General features: G+C 65.7%; 22 protein-coding genes. 16 read left to right on the top strand and 6 right to left on the bottom strand.

Features of this window, described 5'->3' with window-relative positions:
- The 3 genes from LWC34_RS59110 (at position 1) to LWC34_RS41820 (ending at position 2705) form a co-directional block, all read left to right on the top strand.
- Positions 1-633 carry a DUF3558 domain-containing protein gene (locus tag LWC34_RS59110; RefSeq protein ID WP_372496735.1) on the top strand — a complete coding sequence of 211 codons (633 nt, stop codon included), beginning with the start codon at positions 1-3 and terminating at the stop codon, positions 631-633.
- Positions 630-1877 (top strand): hypothetical protein, encoded by a 1248-nt coding sequence (locus LWC34_RS41825; RefSeq protein ID WP_233730744.1) that lies wholly within the window; start codon positions 630-632, stop codon positions 1875-1877. Before LWC34_RS59110 ends, LWC34_RS41825 begins: the two co-directional genes overlap by 4 nt.
- Before the next feature lie 63 nt (positions 1878-1940).
- Positions 1941-2705 carry an ESX secretion-associated protein EspG gene (locus LWC34_RS41820; protein ID WP_233730743.1) on the top strand — a complete coding sequence of 255 codons (765 nt, stop codon included), beginning with the start codon at positions 1941-1943 and terminating at the stop codon, positions 2703-2705.
- On the opposite strand, the gene LWC34_RS41815 is transcribed toward LWC34_RS41820, so the two are convergent.
- The 4 genes from LWC34_RS41815 to LWC34_RS41800 are packed head-to-tail and all read right to left on the bottom strand — an operon-like array spanning position 2691 to position 3819.
- Positions 2691-2990, bottom strand: coding sequence for a hypothetical protein (locus LWC34_RS41815; protein ID WP_233730742.1), 300 nt, complete (start codon positions 2988-2990; stop codon positions 2691-2693). The two genes, LWC34_RS41820 and LWC34_RS41815, sit on opposite strands and share 15 nt — an antisense overlap.
- Positions 2983-3225, bottom strand: coding sequence for a hypothetical protein (locus tag LWC34_RS41810; RefSeq protein ID WP_233730741.1), 243 nt, complete (start codon positions 3223-3225; stop codon positions 2983-2985). The genes LWC34_RS41815 and LWC34_RS41810 overlap by 8 nt, the downstream gene beginning before the upstream one ends.
- Before the next feature lie 4 nt (positions 3226-3229).
- The gene (locus LWC34_RS41805; RefSeq protein WP_233730740.1) at positions 3230-3451 is read right to left on the bottom strand and encodes a hypothetical protein; all 222 of its coding nucleotides are present in this window, start codon (positions 3449-3451) and stop codon (positions 3230-3232) included.
- A 5-nt stretch (positions 3452-3456) separates the two neighbouring features.
- Positions 3457-3819 carry a hypothetical protein gene (locus LWC34_RS41800; RefSeq protein ID WP_233730739.1) on the bottom strand — a complete coding sequence of 121 codons (363 nt, stop codon included), beginning with the start codon at positions 3817-3819 and terminating at the stop codon, positions 3457-3459.
- Positions 3820-3934: 115 nt separating this feature from the next.
- Here LWC34_RS41800 and LWC34_RS41795 point away from each other — a divergent pair, with 115 nt between their 5' ends.
- The gene (locus LWC34_RS41795; RefSeq protein WP_233730738.1) at positions 3935-5380 is read left to right on the top strand and encodes an NsdA family TPR-like regulatory protein; all 1446 of its coding nucleotides are present in this window, start codon (positions 3935-3937) and stop codon (positions 5378-5380) included.
- 30 nt (positions 5381-5410) lie between these two features.
- Positions 5411-6349 (top strand): FAD-dependent oxidoreductase, encoded by a 939-nt coding sequence (locus LWC34_RS41790; protein ID WP_233730737.1) that lies wholly within the window; start codon positions 5411-5413, stop codon positions 6347-6349.
- A gap of 585 nt (positions 6350-6934) precedes the next feature.
- Here LWC34_RS41790 and LWC34_RS41785 read toward each other — a convergent pair.
- The gene (locus tag LWC34_RS41785) at positions 6935-7855 is read right to left on the bottom strand and encodes an SEC-C metal-binding domain-containing protein (protein WP_233727888.1); all 921 of its coding nucleotides are present in this window, start codon (positions 7853-7855) and stop codon (positions 6935-6937) included.
- A gap of 135 nt (positions 7856-7990) precedes the next feature.
- Here LWC34_RS41785 and LWC34_RS41780 point away from each other — a divergent pair, with 135 nt between their 5' ends.
- Positions 7991-9232: an IS701 family transposase gene (locus LWC34_RS41780; protein ID WP_233728895.1), complete on the top strand. Its 1242-nt coding sequence runs from the start codon at positions 7991-7993 to the stop codon at positions 9230-9232.
- A 758-nt stretch (positions 9233-9990) separates the two neighbouring features.
- Here the strand turns inward: LWC34_RS41780 and LWC34_RS41775 are convergent.
- Complete coding sequence (locus LWC34_RS41775; RefSeq protein ID WP_284051873.1) at positions 9991-10239, bottom strand: peptidase inhibitor family I36 protein; 249 nt, start codon at positions 10237-10239, stop codon at positions 9991-9993.
- 109 nt (positions 10240-10348) lie between these two features.
- Here LWC34_RS41775 and LWC34_RS41770 point away from each other — a divergent pair, with 109 nt between their 5' ends.
- The 10 genes from LWC34_RS41770 (at position 10349) to LWC34_RS41725 (ending at position 17762) form a co-directional block, all read left to right on the top strand.
- Positions 10349-10576: a hypothetical protein gene (locus tag LWC34_RS41770; RefSeq protein ID WP_233730735.1), complete on the top strand. Its 228-nt coding sequence runs from the start codon at positions 10349-10351 to the stop codon at positions 10574-10576.
- Between the two features lie 95 nt (positions 10577-10671).
- Positions 10672-11988, top strand: coding sequence for an ISL3 family transposase (locus LWC34_RS41765; RefSeq protein WP_233725224.1), 1317 nt, complete (start codon positions 10672-10674; stop codon positions 11986-11988).
- Between the two features lie 323 nt (positions 11989-12311).
- A complete protein-coding gene (gene ssd / locus LWC34_RS41760) occupies positions 12312-13373 on the top strand; it encodes a septum site-determining protein Ssd (RefSeq protein ID WP_233730734.1) in 1062 nt (353 codons plus the stop codon).
- Positions 13370-14524, top strand: coding sequence for a TadA family conjugal transfer-associated ATPase (locus LWC34_RS41755; protein ID WP_233730733.1), 1155 nt, complete (start codon positions 13370-13372; stop codon positions 14522-14524). The genes ssd and LWC34_RS41755 overlap by 4 nt, the downstream gene beginning before the upstream one ends.
- Positions 14512-15291 (top strand): type II secretion system F family protein, encoded by a 780-nt coding sequence (locus LWC34_RS41750; RefSeq protein ID WP_233730732.1) that lies wholly within the window; start codon positions 14512-14514, stop codon positions 15289-15291. The genes LWC34_RS41755 and LWC34_RS41750 overlap by 13 nt, the downstream gene beginning before the upstream one ends.
- A complete protein-coding gene (locus LWC34_RS41745) occupies positions 15288-15992 on the top strand; it encodes a type II secretion system F family protein (RefSeq protein WP_233730731.1) in 705 nt (234 codons plus the stop codon). The genes LWC34_RS41750 and LWC34_RS41745 overlap by 4 nt, the downstream gene beginning before the upstream one ends.
- Positions 15993-16025: 33 nt before the next feature.
- Positions 16026-16205 (top strand): DUF4244 domain-containing protein, encoded by a 180-nt coding sequence (locus LWC34_RS41740; RefSeq protein ID WP_233730730.1) that lies wholly within the window; start codon positions 16026-16028, stop codon positions 16203-16205.
- Positions 16151-16522, top strand: coding sequence for a TadE family type IV pilus minor pilin (locus LWC34_RS41735; RefSeq protein WP_233730729.1), 372 nt, complete (start codon positions 16151-16153; stop codon positions 16520-16522). The genes LWC34_RS41740 and LWC34_RS41735 overlap by 55 nt, the downstream gene beginning before the upstream one ends.
- On the top strand, positions 16519-16884 hold the full coding sequence (locus LWC34_RS41730) for an Rv3654c family TadE-like protein (RefSeq protein WP_233730728.1): 366 nt from the start codon (positions 16519-16521) through the stop codon (positions 16882-16884). The genes LWC34_RS41735 and LWC34_RS41730 overlap by 4 nt, the downstream gene beginning before the upstream one ends.
- Positions 16885-17132: 248 nt before the next feature.
- A complete protein-coding gene (locus LWC34_RS41725; protein WP_233730727.1) occupies positions 17133-17762 on the top strand; it encodes a bifunctional DNA primase/polymerase in 630 nt (209 codons plus the stop codon).
- The last annotated feature ends 4 nt before the right edge of the window (positions 17763-17766 follow it).

Here is a 17766-nt window from a genome sequence, read left to right as displayed (position 1 = left end):
ATGTGGCGTGCTCGTTGTGCCGGGCTACTAATGATCATCGGGGGACTCCCCCTCCTAGTCTCGGGCTGTACCGGCACCACTCCGGGAACGCCCGACGCTGGACCAAGCGTTTCCAGCAAGCCGACGGGACAACCGTCATCCGACCCATCTAGCTCAGCGAACAGTCACGGGGCGCCACGAGTCACTGCACCATTGGACGGCACGGCATTTCTCGCCAAGCCATGCTCTGTACTCACGACATCCCAACTACAGTCCTTGAGCCTCCCTGGCTCGGGCACGTCCGATACGGACGGCCAGTCCGGGCGCTCACGATGCACCTGGTACAACAGGGACGCTGGAGCGGGTACTGGATTCAGCTTTCTATCGAGCAACAAGAATGGCCTGTCAGATACCTATCGCGGCCGGGACAGATTCAAAGGATACTTCGAGCCAACTGAGGTTGATGGATACCCAGCAGTCTTCAACGACCCGAGCGATTTCCGCGCAAAAGGGTCATGCAACATCACCGTTGGCATTTCGGACACACTCGCCTTCATAACCTCGTGGGATGAGGGCCGAGTTGGGGCTAAGTCGTGTGATCAGGCGAAGCAGGTTGCTTCGATGGTGATTCAGACGATCCGGTCGGGGGGTTGACCATGTTCATGGGCGGGCAGGCGATCTACGACAACTTCACCAACGCGACCGGCGCACAGGGCATGGCAGACGGGGCAGCCGCGATGAACGAGGTGGTCAAGGCCTACCACGAGCGTGGTGATCGGATTAAGAAGATCGTTGGCAGGATGGATGCCGTCTGGAAAGGCGATGCGGCCGGAGCTGCGCAGCGGGGCGCCGGGCCGCTGGCGGTGGAGCACGGGCTGGCGGCGCCCGCGATGCACACCGCGCAAGACCTGGCCACTCGACAAGCCGGTTCGTTCGGAGACGCGAAGAACGCCGTGATTCCGGTCCCGCCTGCGCCGGAGAGAGTCGATCCGTTGGCCGCGTTCATGAATCCGGGCGTTCTGGCCACCTACGGCCAGCAGCTCGATGCGCATAAGGTTGCGGCTCAACACAACGTGGACGTGATGCGCGGCTACGAAAGCGCTTCTGTCTACAACATGAGCATGCCGCAGTCCTACGGGCAGATCGCAGGTGACCAGGCGGAGATCCGTGTTGCCAGCCCCACCCCGCCGCCCGGTCCCGGTCCCGGTCAAGGTGGCGGTGGCGGCCAGGGACCAGGCGGTCCAGGCTCCGGACCGGTCGTCCCGCCTCCTCCTCGTGGTGGCGGTGGAGGCGTTCAGCCAGGTTCTGGCGGCGGCGCGGGCGCAGGTGGTGGTGGCTCATCCGGCCCTGGTGATGGTTCGGGTGGCAATCCAGGCGGCGGTCCTGGCAGTGGTGGTGGTACGCCTCAGCAGGGCACAAATCCAGGAGGCTACGTGCCACCGCCACCGCAAGGTGGTGGTCTTCCAATCGGTCCAGGCTTTCCAGGAGCCGGAAGTGGTCTGCCTCAAGGTGGCCAGGCGACAGGCTTTGGTGGCGGCCTGCCCGGCGTGAGTTTCGGTCCGCTGGGTGGAGTCGGCAGCGGCGACGGCTCCGGGGCGCGGGCGGCCGAGGGCCGGGTGTGGGTGGTGGCGCGGGTTCTGGTGCTGGCCAGGGTTCTGGCGGCGTCGGCGGACGGCCCGGTGCGGGTCCGGTCGGGGAGCCAGTGGCGGGACAGAACGCTGGTACACGAGGTGGCGGCGTGGCCGGGCGCGGCGGCGGTCCCGGTGGAATGCCGATCGGAGCCGGAGCGGGTCAAGGACGCGGCGGCGAGGACGAAGAGCATCAGCGTGCGTCGTACTTACAGGAACCAGACCCCGACAGCGTGTTCGGCACCGATGAAGTCACGGCACCGCCAGTGATCGGCGGGCAGCCATAAACCGAACTCTGGGGCCACATTCCATACAAGGAGAAGGGTTAACCGGGTGCTGTGGCCACGGCCAAAACGGATCGCGCTGGATACGCTCGCGCGACTGGTCCGCGCCGAAGGACTTGGTGAACTCTTCAGAGCGCTTGCGCCAGTGGCTGAGTGGCGTCGCCAGGCCGAGAACGAGGCACTCGACAGACAACTGCGTGAGGAGTGCGCACGCCTGGGGTGGCTAGATCAGCGTGGGCGGCTGGATGTGGATGTGGCGGCGGCATTGGCTGTGTTGTGTCGCCCGACCACTGAGTACTTCGGGTGGATCACCGCGGGGCCGAGCACTGCTGGAGTGTTGGCCGGGGCGATCGGCCGTCAGGCTGTAGTTGCCGTGAGCATGGACGGTTGGGTCACGGTGCGCTCGACCCGATTGGAGAATTTGGCGCGGATGTTGGTGGCGCAGCTACCGGATATCCCAGCCGGACAGGGCCAGCCTTTCACGGTCCGACAGTCGGATCTTCTCGCGTTCGACCCTGGGCAACGTCGACATGGTGGGGTGGCGGTGCGCCCGGTTCCGCTGGAGGTGCGCCGGTTTCACCATCTGGCGTCGCTTGAGCGGACCGGCGCGGGAGAGCTGTACGTGGCCGTTCGCGATGGCGTCGGTCGCCATCACGTGCTGGCCGAGCCGATCTGCTACACAGACACGGTCGTCGGCCGCTACGTCACCGTGAGAACCACGCGTGGCAGGGAGGCCGAAACGCTTGTGGCGCCTGTAAATCCTCCAGATCTCGTGGCGAGACTGCACCAAGCACAAGCGTCACTCGGTCAGTAGCTGCGGATCGGACGTCCAGAGTGGATAGTCGATGCCGGGTTCCCTTTCCGCCAGCAAAGCCAGGCATTGCGAGCATCGGCGAAACGTGCCCGAAGAGACTTCCACCTCGGCGACGTCAGCGATGAGCAGGCATCCGCAGATCGCGAACCCGGTCACGGCGCTATCCTCCGCAACGTCCGCAACCGGCTGCCCGCCACGTGTTTCTCGTATGTGCGCCCGGTCCGGTTCGATGATGCCTCGACCCCAGAACAAGGGAATCTTGTTGATCGACTGATCGTCATCCATCGTTGTCAGATCCTTCGTGTACGACCGGCTGACTGTCGACGTCGGACGGAAAGCAAGTGCTGCAACGGGCGAGTTCGATGCTTAGTCCGTCGTCGAGCGATACGCAGGCCGCGCCGCATCCCGCGAATGTAAGGACGATGCCCTCGAACTCGATCGTGGGTGCGCCGTCCTCGACGACGTGCAGCAGGCGACGGAATACTCCCCCGCCAAGCCGGGCATCGGCTGTGACCTCCACGCGGTCACGCCTCCGCTCTAGACCAGTCAAGGTCAATCAGATCGAGCGTGGGGACCTCGGCCACGCATCGAACGGCCAGTTCTCGCATGACCTCCACAGCGGGACCACCCGCCCAGACGACGCGGTAGTGGTTGCGGTCGCGCTGATACTGCACGATCACGTGCACTCCGGTCGACATAGTCAGCAAGCTGGCCAAGCGCCGGGCATGCCGGGCGCGCAGCGACACTCCGATCACCTGTTTTCAGCCGGAGTCCACAAGACTGGGCCAGATGCACGGATGAGCCGAGGAGCAAGCCGGTCATCCGGCGCAGGCAGAGACAGCAGTCCCTCGACCACCTGCGCAAGAGTTCCCGCGCACTCCCAGACGACGCCGGGCGGCTCGTTCCCGTCCGAACGGACCGCCATCACGTCGGTGTCGCTGCGCACCCGAATCGCATCCGTCCAGCCTTCGGGCCAGGCCCGGAAACCATGCAGGTCGGTCAGTCTGCCGTCGACCACTTGAGAGGGAACGAATCGCCACCCGGCCTCACTCAACGCGATGAGCCCCGCCAGTTCGGGGAAGTCTCGCAACGCTTCCGCTTGCTTTCGATTCACAGCAGCTCCCGTCAGCGGCGACACTCTTCGGTCTCAATCTCAGTCCGTGTGATCGCGAATCGGGAGGTGGACAACGCGTCAAGAACGTCAACTTGCCTGCCGATGGTGGACATAGGTGGGAATCTGGACAAACCAGGTAGACCACGACGACAGGGAGCAGCGGGTGGTGCCGAGGCAGCCGAACACCGTGCTTGCTTCGCTGCTGGCTCAGGTGGGTTGGAGCCCTCGTGTCCTCGCGCAGCGAATCAACCACGCGTTCGGACACGGCACCGTCGCGCTCACCACGCCGTACCAGTGGCGCGACGCTGGCCGAGTCCCAAGGGCACCCTTGCCAGCACTGGTCGCCTGGGTCCTGTCACGGGAACTAGGCCAGCCGGTAACGGTCGCTGAACTATGGCAAGGGCAAGCATCCGATTCGCCGTTGATGCTGCCTGCGGACGTCGAGATGGGTCTGCCCTGGACGAAAGCGGGCACGCTCGGCGTGATCGATGACTGGGTGATGTCCGGTCTACTCGATCGGCGGTACTTCCTTGCGGTCTCGGGCACAGCGTTGGCCGCTGCAACCTCGTTGGCAGTGTTCTCAGAGGCCGGAAGCCTCACGTCCGCTCTGGATGGTGGCGGCGTCGGGCATCCCCTGATTCAACAGATTGAGCAGAGCATCCCGTTGCTTCAACGGCTTGACGACGCGAACGGAGGCGGTGCGCACCTGGCGTATGTCGGTGCCCAGTTCCGCGCCGTTGCCGTGCTGTTGCGGCAAGGCGGCCACACGTCCGCGATCGAGCGTCGGCTGTTCGCGGCGCTTGCCGAACTGGGCCAGCTCGCCGGATGGATGGCCTTTGACGCTGGGCAGCATGGTCTTGGCCAGCGGTATTTCTTCACGGCCCTGCGGGCAGCAAAGGAAGCTCGCAATCGATCCATGGCGGCCCACGTGCTTGGCGATCTTGGGTTTCAAGCCGCAACGAGAGAACAGCCGACGGACGCCGTTGCCCTTGGCACAGCGGCTGCCCGGCTGAGTGACGGTGTGCCTGCGACCGTTCGTGCCTCCGTGGCAAGTCGCTTGGCCTACGGTTACGCCATCGCCGGACAACTAGCCGAGTTCGAAGCGTCATACCAGTCGGCCCAGGAGGCTCTGACCGATCGGAAAGACTACGAAGAACCGGAGTGGATGTACTTCCTGACACCGAACCACTTGGACACTCAGGCCGGTTACGCGCTTGTTCACGCGGGCACGGTCAATACGGACGGCGACCGAGCCGCACGGCCACTTTTCCGCAAGGGTGAGCAACTGCTGCGTAGCGGAGCGCACGATTTCTCCCTCAGCCACCCGTCGCAGCGTCGGGCTTTGTTCGAAGGGGCGTGGCTGGCAGTCGCCGCAGCCAGCCGGGGCAACCTCGAACAGGCATGCTCGGTCGGTCGCACGGCCATCGCCCGTATCCGGAACGTCCATTCGCCTCGCAGCATTTCCGTACTGCGGACGTTGGCCAGCCGCCTACGTCGGCGCGCCCGCAATGAGCACGTCGCGGACTTCCTTCCGACTCTGGACGCCGCTCTTGCCCGGTAGCCGCCACCTCCTGAGCGCTACGGTTCGAGTGTGGACGTGTGCGTACTTGGCGCGGGAGTCATCGGGCTGACCACTGCGGTGACGTTGGCCGAAGCTGGGCATCGTGTCCTTGTACAGACAGCGGACGCGCCAGAGGTGACGACTTCGGCCGCGGCAGGCGCGCTCTGGGGACCATGGCAGGCCGAGCCGCGTGAGCTGATCTCGCGTTGGGCTGCGGACACCCTGAACGTCCTTTCCGCACTGGCGGACAAGCCGAACGCGGGTGTCCAACTCACCTCGGGCATTGACGTGTCCAATATGGAGCATGAGCCGCCCCAGTGGTTCTCGTTGCTGCCAGACGCCCGGCCGTGTCGTCCGGACGAACTACCGGACGGCTACTCACACGGAGTGCGATACACCGCACCACTCGTTGATATGCCAACACATCTGGCCTATCTGGCCGATCGGTTACGGGCATCGAGCGGCGTGATCGAGTACGGCGCACTGACCTCTCTTGACGTCCCAGGCTCGCCAGTTGTGGTGAACTGCACCGGCCTCGGCGCGCGCGGACTCGCTGGCGACCGTGAGCTGTACCCAATCCGGGGACAGCACGTGGTGACCAGCAACCCCGGCATCACGGAATTCCTCGAAGTGGACACCGGCGACTCCCCCGATCTGATCGCGATCTACCCGCACGGCGACCACCTCATCCTCGGCGGTACCGCCGAGGCGCGTTCGTGGAATCGCGAGCCGGACATAGCCCAGGCGCAGAGAATCCTCCTGCGCTGCGCGGCAGTTCAACCGCTTGTGCAACAAGCCCAGATCCTCGGTCACCGAGTCGGCCTACGCCCAACCCGGCCAGTAGTCAGGCTGGACGAGGAACGCACCGAATGTGGAACGCGAGTCATCCACAACTACGGACACGGGGGCGCAGGTGTCAGCCTCGCCTGGGGTTGCGCGAAGTCCGTCCACGACATCCTTGTTCCCTGAGCAGAGCCCCGCGCGTGCGTGCGTGACAAGTCGCGACCGGTCGACAGTCCCTATTAAATTTAGTGCACGAGCGTGCTCCCGCAGGTCGCGCAAGACGCAGCCGAGGCAGCAGCCCGGCTAGTCCCTCGGGCACACGCCCGACCCCATGGGCTCACTTCGGGCTCACAAGTCGCCGCCTCTGACGGCGCAACCCTCCGACCGGTCAGCTCCTGAACGACAAAACCGCAGCTCACACGGGGTGAACTGCGGTTTAGCGGTGGAGCCGCCTAAGGGAATCGAACCCTTGACCTACGCATTACGAGGACTCGGGATAGTCGTTCGAGGCAGTCCGTAGCCGTACGTTCGCCCTGGTCAGTGACACGGCTGGAACAGGAGGGGGTTCTCCGGACAGGGCCGGACTGAGACGGCCGGACGGGAGCTAGAGCGCGCCTTGCGTTCGCAGCCTGCGTAGCACTCGGAAGTGCTAGACCTAGCACCCGCGCTAGTAGGATAGCCGGACTTCGTGATCTTTGCCGGTGAAGGGGCACCAAGCGCCGCCCAGACCGATGGCCTGGGCGTGGGTATGCCGGATGAGTGAGGTCGTTGTCAGTCAAGGTGGGGACGGCCGCAGCACTTCTTGTACTTGATGGCCGAGCCGCACCAGCAGGGTGCGTTGCGGGCAGGGGGCCAACTGACCGTGCCGCCCTCCTCGAGGATCTCGTTCATACAGGCCAGGCGGGTGTCCTCATCGGTGGGGTCACTCTCGGTACGAGTCGTGAACTCCAGGAGTTTCGCGGTGGTCAGCGGCACCATGGTGATCCGAGCGATGCCGGCCTCGGACAGTTCCCGATTGGCGGCTTCCCGTTCGGCGATGATGGTGTCGGCCTCGGCGTGTTCGACCAACCGCGGCCAGGCTTCATGCGCGCGGGGAATCTCGTTGCGGGGCCAGAACAACACCCGCACCTCACGCGGCGCTGGCGGTGTCAGGGCGCGGGCCAGGTCCTCGGCCTGCTCGGACAGGGCCTGGACCGACTCGTCCAACTCGTCCGGGGGTATCCCCAGCGCGTGACGCACACGTCGGCGGCCAGCCACGATGTTGTTGGCATAGGACAGGAACCCGAACTCGGTGTCCCGGTCGGCCATCTCCTGCTCGGTCAGCCGAGCCACGGCCATGTTGAACCAGGTCAACGCCTGCTGATGCTGGCCACGGTCTTCCAGCAGTTCAGCGGCCAGGTGATACGGCGTTGGCGAGGACGGCCGCTGGTGCCGCAGCTCATCGAGCTGGGCCTGGGCCTGCTCGATCTGGTCGAGGTCGAACAGGACCTCGACCAACTCCACCCGGGCGTTACCGCCATCCTCACCGCCCAGGGCAATAGCCTGGGTCAACAGCGCGATGGCACGGTCGTGGTCACCGGCCTGGTGCCACGCCTCGGCCGCCTCGACCAGGATCTGCCCCCGCTCATCTGGATAGTGCTCCAGTTCGGCTTCCAGTTCTGCGGCGATGGCCGCGGCGGGTTTCGTCCTCACCTGAGGCACTGTATTCCCCGCCCCGCAAACGATCACTGCGGCATGGGACAGGGCATGCCTGCGGTTGACGATCATGTGAACGTGGTAGGACACGGTGTCGACCCGGCCGGTTGGCAGGACAGGTTCGAGGCGGTGATGGCCCGGATCGCGGGTCGGTTCGCGCGGGTGGAACCGCGCCGCCGGGCGCGCGCGTTCGTGCTCGGCCTGCTGTCGGATCTGCCGCGCAAGAACTGCTGGACCATCGCCGAACACGCCGGGGACGCGACACCGGATGGCATGCAGCACCTGCTGCGCGGCGCGGTGTGGGACGCCGACAAGGTACGCGATGACATCCGGCAGATGGCATGCGAACACCTGGGCAAGGCTGAGGCGATGCTGGTGGTCGACGAGACCGGCGACCTCAAACACGGCGATCGGACGGCGGGAACCCAACGCCAGTACACCGACACCGCGGGCCGGATCGAGAACGCGCAGGTCGGCGTGTTCCTGACCTACACCACCGCCGTCGGGCACACCGTGATTGATCGGGAGGTCTACCTGCCGCGCTCCTGGACCACCGATCCCGCACGGTGCGCGGCGGCCGGCGTCCCCGCCGACACCGCGTTCGCGACCAAACCGGCCTTGGCCACCCAGATGATCACCCGAGCCCTGGACGCGGGCGTGCCCGCCGGGTGGGTGGCCGGCGACGAGGTCTACGGCAACGACCCGGGACTGCGCACGGCACTGGAGGACCGTGGCATCGGGTACGTGCTCGCGATCGGCCGCGACCGGCGGATCGCGACCGCGACAGGCAGCTATCGCGCCGACACACTGGCCGCGATGCTGCCCAACCGGGCATGGCAACGTCTGTCGGCGGGTAACGGCTCGAAGGGGTACCGCTATTACGACTGGGGGTGGGTAGACATCCACTCCACCGCCGAGCAGTCCGGACACCGCTGGTTGCTGATCCGCCGCAACCGCCGCACCGGCGAGTTCGCCTTCTACCGTTGCTACGCGCCCCGACCGGTCGCCTTGGGTGTGCTGGTGCGGGTGGCCGGCCGGCGCTGGACCATCGAGCAGTCCTTCCAGACCGCCAAGGGCTGCACCGGGTTGGACGAACACCAGGTCCGGACCTGGACCTCCTGGTATCGGTGGACCACCCTGGTGATGCTGGCCCACCTATTCCTGGCCATCACCACGGTGTCAGCCCGAGCCCGGCCCGCACCAGTGGGTCTGGTTCCGTTGGCGCTCAACGAGATCAGGCACGTGTTCGCCGCACTGGTTATTCAGCCTGCGCGTTCTGTTGGGCACGTTCTGTGGTGGTCACAGTGGCGACGACGGCATCAGCACCGCACTCGACACGCCCACTACCAGCGGCAATCCACCTATGAGCCATGAACATCACGAAGTCCGGCTGTCCTAGTAGTGAGGCGTCGCCTCGGACCGCCGAGGTAGGTGGCTGAGCTGGGCTTCCGCGACCAGCTTGATTTTGGCCAAGCTCACGCAAGGACCTGCGGTCATGATCGGCAGACCGCCACCACCCGCTGCGCCGAAGTCCGATCATCCGTGATGACCGGCCGTGCCACTCCAAAGTGGCTGGTCAGACAACGAGTCTGTAGATATGGAGCGGGCACACTCGACGCTATGCCGCCGAAAAACTTGATTCAAATGTCGAAGTTCAAGGGGCCTAGTTGATCTAGCGGCTGGCACACAGCTTGACCAGCTCGCTAGCGACTAGCAGGCATTACGGCTGAACCAGGAGGGGAGGCCGCGGGCCCCCTCCTGTGAGGTGAGGCCGGGATGAGTTCGCGAATGAGTTCAGCCCGCGCGAATGAGTTTTTTCATTCGCGGATGATGCGGGGCTGACCTGCACGAATGAGCGGAATGAGAGAATGAGCGCTTGCCGCAGCGTGCCCAGCAGGCTCCTGATTGCAGGCGTGTGCCGACTGGGACGGGCCTCATTCGGTCCCTGTCGGGGCCAGGCGTCGCGGGACGCCTTATGCGACGGCACGGTAGCTCTCTCCCTCTACCCGGGTAGCCCCCGCGCCATGGGTCTTGACCAGCGCGGTAGCGGGGGTAGACACCCCGTCGCGGGGGACGTGGCCGACGGCGACATCTACGTGGCCAACCTGTAGCCGGATCTCAGGGCATCACAATCAGCACTTCTTGTAGGACGAGGCCTTGTTGTTGGCGGTACTACGTCCGACGAGATTTCCGTCATGACTCAGAACAGTGAAGAGGAGCCTGCCGCCGTAGTTCGCGTGCTCGTAGAAGCAGAAATCGCGGTCGGAGTTGCTCCAGACCGACGAGACCTGGTCGTTCATGCCGTGTTGTGACAGGTTGGGAACGTCATCGAGACTCCTTGTCATCATGCCGCCACCTTGGTAATCGTTGTCGATGTACAGGCACAGTTGGAGCGTTATTCTGGCGACTTGATCACCTCAAAATAGGACAACGACCCCAGGCAAGTAAGATCGTTTTCCTCTCGCAGAAGACAACTTACAGGCGGGGTCGTTGCGTTATCAGTCTACTACAGGGCTTGCTGCTGACCAGATCCAGGAGCTTGTCGCGCGCATCTGGCAGATCATCCAATGCCATGAGAACCAAGCGTGGCCTCCGACCGTGGGACTGTATCGCGCTGTCGTGATCACTTTGGTGTACGTCCGACAGAATCTGAACCAGGCGGCCGTGGGCGATCTGTTCGGGCTCTTCGAATTTGACCGGGGTTTGAACTGGTCGTGATGTTGCTGGGGGCAGCCAGTGGCAAGGGCCCGTGACTCTGTGAGTGATCATGTCTGTTGTCGAAGCAGAACGATCACAACAGAAGAGCCACGGGCATGGTCAACGATACGACCCGTCTGCTGGGCCTTGCCGGTCTGGCTGTCGTTCGGGTCGAGGACGCAGTACATGATGGGCCGGTCGTGCACCTGGTTACCGCGGACGAGCAGGCTTGTATCTGCCCGGGATGTGGAGTGCGGGCGAGGCGGGTCAAGGGGTGGGTGACGACCAGCCCGAGAGATCTGCCGGTGGCCGGCCGGCCTGTCGAGCTGCGGTGGTGTAAGCGTCGGTGGCACTGTGACCAGCAGGGATGCGACAGGAAGACGTTCACCGAGGCGATCGGGGAGATTCCGGCTCGAGCCCGGGTGACCACTCGGTTGCGGCAGGCGGCCGGTGCGGCGGTGGCCGATGGTGGGCGCACGATCGTGCAAGCCGCGCGTGATCACGGCCTGTCCTGGCCGGTGGTCTCGGCCGCGTTCACCGCACACGCCACGGCGGTGCTGCCGGACAAGCCGCAACCGGTGGCGGTGCTGGGGATCGACGAGATCCGCCGGGGCCGTCCACAATGGACCTGGAACGACGAACAGCAGTGCTGGGAGATCACGGTGGATCGCTGGCATGTCGGGTTCGTGGACCTGGCGGGCGGGCAGGGGCTGCTCGGGCAGGTCGAGGGCCGCACCAGTGTGGCCGTGCGGGACTGGCTCACCCAGTGGGATGAGGCCTGGCGTCAGGGCGTCCGGGTCGTGGCGATCGATATGTGCACGGTTTTCAAGGCCGCGGCCCGTGCCGCGTTACCGCAGGCCAGGCTGGTCGTGGACCACTTTCATCTCGTGCAGTTGGCCAACCAGGCCCTCACCGAGGTACGTCGCAGGGTCACCCTGCAGGTGCGGGGCAGGCGAGGACGGAAAGGCAACCGCGAATGGGAACTGCGCAACCGGCTGACCCGCTCCGCCGCCCGGATGCACGAGCAGCACCTGGACCCCATGATCGACGATCTTCGCGCGCTGCCCGCGGTAATCGGGACGCCGATCCTGGCCGCGTGGAACGCCAAGGAAGACCTGCTCGATCTGCTTGCCCTGGCCCGCACCCACCCGGACCGGGCCACGATCTGGGCCCGATTGTCCCGGTTCTACGAGCGGTGCGCCGCCTCGGGCCTACCCGAACTGGAGCGTCTGGCCGGCACGGTCTCGGCCTGGTGGCCCGAAATCCTCGCCTTCCTCGACACCGACATCACCAACGCCGGATCCGAAGGCACCAACCGTGTCATCAAAACCGTCGCCCGCGACGCCTACGGTTTCCGCAACCCCGCCAGCCAGCGACTCCGCACCCGTTGCGCCACCACCCGCAAAGCCCGAGGATGCCTCAACCCCGCATAACTTCGAAGAGCCGTCATTCCGCCGCTTCCGCCGACGGTCAGTTCGCGCTACTGCCCTAAGATCCACAGCTCAGCAAAAACCCACTCTCATCAGCGCAAACCATCGCAAGCAGCAACCAGTCCAAGGTCGTCGACCCTGAACCGGCGCTCCCGTATACCACACCAAGTCAAAACAAGCCCGGCCCAAACCCCGATTTTCCACCACCTATCCACAACCATCCCACCTATCCACAACCCAAACCCACCCCCATTGCACCCGAAACCCAAAACCGAGACGGTGGAACGGTCACCGAAAAAGCCACAAGCAGAACCCGGGGGAATCCGATGACTGAGAACCGCCCACTCGTTCTCGTCAACAACGAGACAGTGCTGGAGGAGCTGCTGCGCCTAGCGGCCGCGGCAGGCTGCGATCTGCGGCGCGTGCCCGACGCGCTCGCGGCAAGACCGTTGTGGTCGGCCGCGCCGCTCGTGCTCGTCGATCCGGCTGGCGCGCGCGAGATCCAGGCCGAACGCCTGCCGAAACGCGGCCAGGTCGTCATCGTTTCCCCTGACGCATCGACGATCGACAGCCTCCAAGCAGCGATTGAACTCGGTGCGGAACGGGTCGTCGAGCTACCGACTGCCGAGTCGTGGCTGGCGGACGCGATCGCCGATGCCGCGGAAGGTCCAGGCGGACCGCCCGGCCGAGTGATGGCCGTCGTTGGTGGCAGAGGCGGTGCGGGTGCGTCCGTCTTCGCCGCCGCTGTGGCCAGAGCCGCCGCCCGTGCAGGGCATCGAGCGATGTTGGTCGACTGCGATCCGTTGGCGGGTGGGCTGGATCTGGTGCTCGGCGCCGAAACCGAGAAAGGTCTGCGGTGGCCGGAGATGAACGTCAAAGGCAGAGTCGCGGCGTCATCGCTGAGAGCCGCGCTGCCCGGGCGTGCGGGCTTGAAAGTCGTATCCGGTGCCAGAAAGGGGTTCGCGCCAGAACCAGACGCGGTCACCGCGGTCATCGAGGCAGGCAGACGCGGCGGAGACATAGTCGTTTGCGACCTGCCGCGTGAGCTGTCGGCGACGGCCGGAGCCGCGCTGGATCTCGCCGATCTCACAGTGATAGTGGTGCCAGCCGAACTTCGGGCGTGCGCGTCGGCGTCCTTGGTCGCTGAGCGGTTGAAAGCAAGAGGCGTGATCGCGCAGGTACTTGTCCGCGGCCCAGCGCCGGGTGGTTTGACGGCGGATGAAGTGGCCGATGCTGTCGGCCTGCCGCTGATGTCATGGATGCCGCACCAACGTGGACTGGCCGAGGCCTTGGAGAAAGGCGAGTTCACCGGTAGACGCGGCCCGTTGCTCGACGCTGCCCGTCGAGCGCTGGAAACCCTTGGCGTGGAACAGAAGGTGGCATCATGAAAGCAGATTTCGTCGAACGAGTGCGCAGCCGTGTCGTCCATGCGGGCACCGGTATCACCTTCGCCAGCGTGGCCGCGGCGATCCGGGACGAAGCGGGCGGAGTGGCCGGGGACAGAGACGTACTGGACGCCCTGCACCTGCTAGGTCAGGAACTCGAAGGCGCCGGCCCGCTCGATCCGCTGCTCCGAGATCCGGACACCACCGATGTCCTTGTCACCGGCCCGAATGAGGTCTGGGTCGAAGGCCACACCGGCCTACGCAGAGCCGACGTCAGATTCTCGGACGAACCATCGGTCCGGCGGCTCGCTCAACGCCTCGCCGCAGCAGCCGGACGCAGATTGGACGACGCCCAGCCCTTCGTGGACGCGTGGTTGCCTGGCGGCATCAGGATGCACGCCGTCCTACCGCCCGTAGCACCGGCCGGAACCTGTTTGTCGCTACGCGTGCTCAGGCCAGCAGTGCACAATGTGGACACTCTCTGTCGACTTGGGACAGTCGATGCACAGGGCGCCGATTTGCTGAGAGCCGTTGTGTCCGCTCGGCTTGCCTTCGTCGTGGTCGGCGGAACTGGCTCCGGAAAGACCACATTGCTTGCCGCAATGCTCGGTGCGGTCCCGCACAGTGAACGGATTGTCTGCGTCGAAGACGCGGCCGAGCTCGCCCCGGTGCACCCGCAGTTCGTCCGGCTGGTCGCGAGGCCGCCCAACATCGAGGGCACCGGCGGCGTAGGCGTCCGCGATCTTGTCAAGCAGGCATTGCGAATGCGGCCAGACAGGCTTGTTGTCGGTGAGGTTCGCGGCGCGGAAGTCGTGGAACTGCTGACGTCATTGAACACCGGACACGAAGGCAGCGCCGGGACTTTGCACGCCAACTCACCGGCCGAAGTACCGGCCAGATTCGAAGCACTGGCCGCGCTCGGCGGTCTGCCACGGTCCGCTTTGCACAGTCAGCTGGCCGCAGCCGTGCGGGTAATCCTGTTCATGCGTCGCGAAGGTGATGCCCGTCGACTGGCTGAAGTCAGTGTGCTGCAACGAAATGGCGACTACGTGAAGGTCGGACCGGCATGGCGGCCGAACGAGCGGCCACCGGCGAGAGCGGCCTTGGCCGAATTGCTGAGCGAGAGGGGAGTGGCGCCACCATGGACGCCGTAAGCGCGCTGATCTTGGCGGGTGCACTGTTCATGTGGCCCGCAGCCACGGCATCGAAAAGACTCACCGCGCTGAAAAGCCCACCCCGACGTGCCTTCCGTCTGCCCAGACCGAGCATGGCGCTGCTGGTGGTCGTTGGTGCACTGGTCGGTTGGGTACTGCTGGGACCGGGTGGCGCCATCCTCTGTGCGGCCGCTGGTGGAGTCGGTTGGCGATACTGGCAAGCCAGACAACGGCTGCGGCACCGAATGACTGTCGTCGAAGAGCTCACCGAAACCCTGCGATCGCTGGTCGGTGAACTCAGAGCAGGCGCACATCCCGTGGCCGCCGCCGAATCAGTAGCGGCCGACGCGCCACCAAGCGGCGCCGAGGCGATGCGTGCCATCGCAGCAGCGGCCCGAATGGGTGGCGACGTCGAACAGGCCGTCCACGAACCGCTCTTCACAGATATCGCCCATGCGTGGGCGTTGGCGCACCGTCACGGCCTACCGCTTGCCGACGTGCTGGCAGCCGTGGTGCGCGATCTTGATCAGCGCCTCCGATTCGCCAAGCAGACGCACGCGCAGATGGCAGGTCCACGAACCAGCGCGGTTGTGCTGGCCTGTCTTCCGTTGGCCGGAATCGGCTTGGGCCAGCTACTTGGCACCCATTCGTTGCGGATGTTGTCCGAGACGATGGCCGGGCAGGCGTTGCTCGTGGTTGGCATCGGCCTGATCATTGCGGGCGTCTTCTGGAGCGGGCGGCTCACGCGTCAGGTGGTCCTGCCATGACGATCGACTCGTGGGCGCTCGTGGTGCTAGCGGCAGCATTGCTCGTGACACCGGGCATCGAGGTGACCAGGTTGCGACTGGCCGCCATGACCAGGAAATCCAGACGAAAACCGCCAGGAAAGCACCTCGCTCCAGCGGCAGCCGCGACCACGCTTGCGGTGATCGCGGTAGCTCTTGGCGGCTGGGTGATCGCCTTGCCGGTCGCCGTAGCCGGGTGGTTCGTCGCGAGACGTCTGCTCAAACCGCCTCCACCGCGACCCGATCCGCTGCGACTGGCGACGAGCTGGGACCTGCTGGCCGCGTGCCTGCGGGCAGGCTTGCCCGTACCTGCGGCTGTCGGAGTGATCGCCGATCGAGTGCCAGGCGACGGCGGCCGGGCGTTGCGCACAACCGCCGGGCTGCTGGCCTTGGGCGCGGACGCCGCCGATGCCTGGAGACCGTCGGTCCGAGTGCCCGAGACGGCGCCACTGGCTCGAAGCGCGCGCCGAACGGCGAGGTCAGGCACTGAACTGGCCACAGTCGTCTCAGCGCTCGCGACAGAAGTCCGCGTTTCCGCGAGCGACATCGCCGAGGCGCGTGCCCAGCGAGCAGGCGTGCTGATGGCAGGCCCGCTCGGACTGTGCTTCCTGCCTGCCTTCGTCTGCTTGGGCATTGTGCCGGTGGTCGCAGGGCTCGCCGGTCAGCTGGGGCTCGGCAGATGACCACATCAATCGGCCATAAGAAAGGAACAAACGATGGTGACCGCTCGTCGACTGCACCGGTTTTCCGGCGACGAAGGCGCGGTGACAGTCGAGTACGCGATGCTCTACATGGTGGTCGGCACGCTCGGCGCCATCATCACGGGCATCATCGCCAGCGAATGGTTCCGGAACATGATCTTGGATCTGATCAAGCAGGCGATCGGGGTGCCGTAACGGTCGAAGGCGCGATCGCGCTCGCCGTCGTGACGACAGTCTTCGCTCTCTTCTTGGCTGGATTCTTCGCGGTGACCGCTCATCTGAGATGTGTCGACGCGGCCAGGGAGGCAGCTCGGCTCGTCGCGCGCGGTGAGCCCGACCGCGCTCGGGAAGCGGCGGCCAAGATCGCGCCGAGCGGTGCGGACGTACGCGTGGCCACCGACGGGGACCAGATCAACGTCGAGGTCTCGCTCGAGCCGGTAGGCGATCTGCTGCCGGACCTGGCTATCACCGGAACGGCGTTCGCAGTGGCCGAACCGGAGGCCGTCGGGTGACCGGCAGCCATCGAACTCGGACCGACGACGGTGCGGCGGCGGTCTGGGCGGCGTTCGTGGTGGCGGCACTGGCGATGGCCTTCGGGCTGCTGCTCGTGATCGGTGCCGCCACCTCGGCCCGTCACCGCGCGAACAGTGCGGCCGATCTCTCCGCGCTGGCCGCAGCGGCCTACGGCCCGTGGGGCGAGCAGGTTGCCTGCGACCAGGCGCGGTGGGTGGTCGATCAAATGCGGATGCACCTGGGCGACTGCCGGATGAACGGTTGGGCGGTCCGGGTCGAGGTGACCACCACGGTCAGCGGTCTAGGGCAGATAACCGCTCGTGCCGCGGCCGGACCGGTGTCCGAGATTGAGTCCGGCTGAAGAAAACGGGGGCCCGCTCTCGGGCAACGGTCGCCCGAGAGCGGTGAGCGGCATCACGGCCGGGTCCGGGCGTGTCGGCGAGCGGTACCGCCGACCGGCTGACGTTCGGCTGGAACGTCGAGCCGGATTCACTCGCCGTTCATTACCGACCAGTTGCCGACAGACAGTTACTACGGACGGCAGTCGTGCCGTTTAGTCAAATGCAGGGCACGGACGGTGCCCGCCGGTTTAGGAGGCAAGTACCCAAGATGTTGGAGACAGACTGGTCGGATAGTTGGCGCGGGGCCTTCCGCATCGAACTTCGTGCGGAGGCGGTCGGCCTCGCGTGGCGCGGGTGGCCAGTGCTGCCCGGCACCTATCCGGCGGGCGCGCAGTGGGCGGGCCGCGAAGGAACTGAAAACGTCGGACCGGTCCCCGTGCACCGGGACTGGCAGGAGCGCATCGGCACAAAGCCAGAGCAGGTCGCCGCGTGGTGGACCGGTCGGCCCTACAGCCTGCTGGTGGCAACGGGTGTGGTGCTCGACGCGATCGAGGTCGACGACTCACTCGGCCGGAAGGCCGCAGGCGTGCTGCGCACCTACGGAATGCCCGTGCCGATCGTCGCGACGCCGACCGGCCGCTGGATGTTCCTGACCAAGACCGGTCGCCCGCTCCGTCGCGAACTGGCCGCTGACGACCAGATCACCTTGCACGGCGCCGGAAGTTACGTGCCACTGCCCCCGAGCCCATTCGAGCACGGCGTCGTGCACTGGCGCGTCAAGCCTGAGGTGTGCGGCTGGCGCCTGCCCGAATCGGCGGTCGTCCAGGAAGCCCTCGCCGACGCACTGGCAACGCCAAGCAGGCTGAGCCCAATGTCCGAGCTCGTCGCGGCCGACTGAACGA

This window comes from Kibdelosporangium philippinense (assembly GCF_021390435.2).
Lineage (GTDB): Bacteria > Actinomycetota > Actinomycetes > Mycobacteriales > Pseudonocardiaceae > Kibdelosporangium > Kibdelosporangium philippinense.
The sequence above is the reverse complement of the archived record's forward strand: the minus strand, read 5'-3'. Positions and strand labels throughout refer to the sequence as shown.

Bases quoted from the DNA above. Each gene is read 5' to 3' on its own strand.
- LWC34_RS59110 (WP_372496735.1), top strand. From the start codon at position 1: ATGTGGCGTGCTCGTTGTGCCGGGCTACTAATGATCATCGGGGGACTC.
- LWC34_RS41815 (WP_233730742.1), bottom strand. From the start codon at position 2,990: ATGGATGACGATCAGTCGATCAACAAGATTCCCTTGTTCTGGGGTCGA.
- LWC34_RS41780 (WP_233728895.1), top strand. From the start codon at position 7,991: ATGGCCCGGATCGCGGGTCGGTTCGCGCGGGTGGAACCGCGCCGCCGG.
- LWC34_RS41765 (WP_233725224.1), top strand. From the start codon at position 10,672: ATGGTCAACGATACGACCCGTCTGCTGGGCCTTGCCGGTCTGGCTGTC.
- ssd (WP_233730734.1), top strand. From the start codon at position 12,312: ATGACTGAGAACCGCCCACTCGTTCTCGTCAACAACGAGACAGTGCTG.
- LWC34_RS41755 (WP_233730733.1), top strand. From the start codon at position 13,370: ATGAAAGCAGATTTCGTCGAACGAGTGCGCAGCCGTGTCGTCCATGCG.
- LWC34_RS41750 (WP_233730732.1), top strand. From the start codon at position 14,512: ATGGACGCCGTAAGCGCGCTGATCTTGGCGGGTGCACTGTTCATGTGG.
- LWC34_RS41745 (WP_233730731.1), top strand. From the start codon at position 15,288: ATGACGATCGACTCGTGGGCGCTCGTGGTGCTAGCGGCAGCATTGCTC.
- LWC34_RS41740 (WP_233730730.1), top strand. From the start codon at position 16,026: ATGGTGACCGCTCGTCGACTGCACCGGTTTTCCGGCGACGAAGGCGCG.
- LWC34_RS41735 (WP_233730729.1), top strand. From the start codon at position 16,151: ATGGTTCCGGAACATGATCTTGGATCTGATCAAGCAGGCGATCGGGGT.
- LWC34_RS41725 (WP_233730727.1), top strand. From the start codon at position 17,133: ATGTTGGAGACAGACTGGTCGGATAGTTGGCGCGGGGCCTTCCGCATC.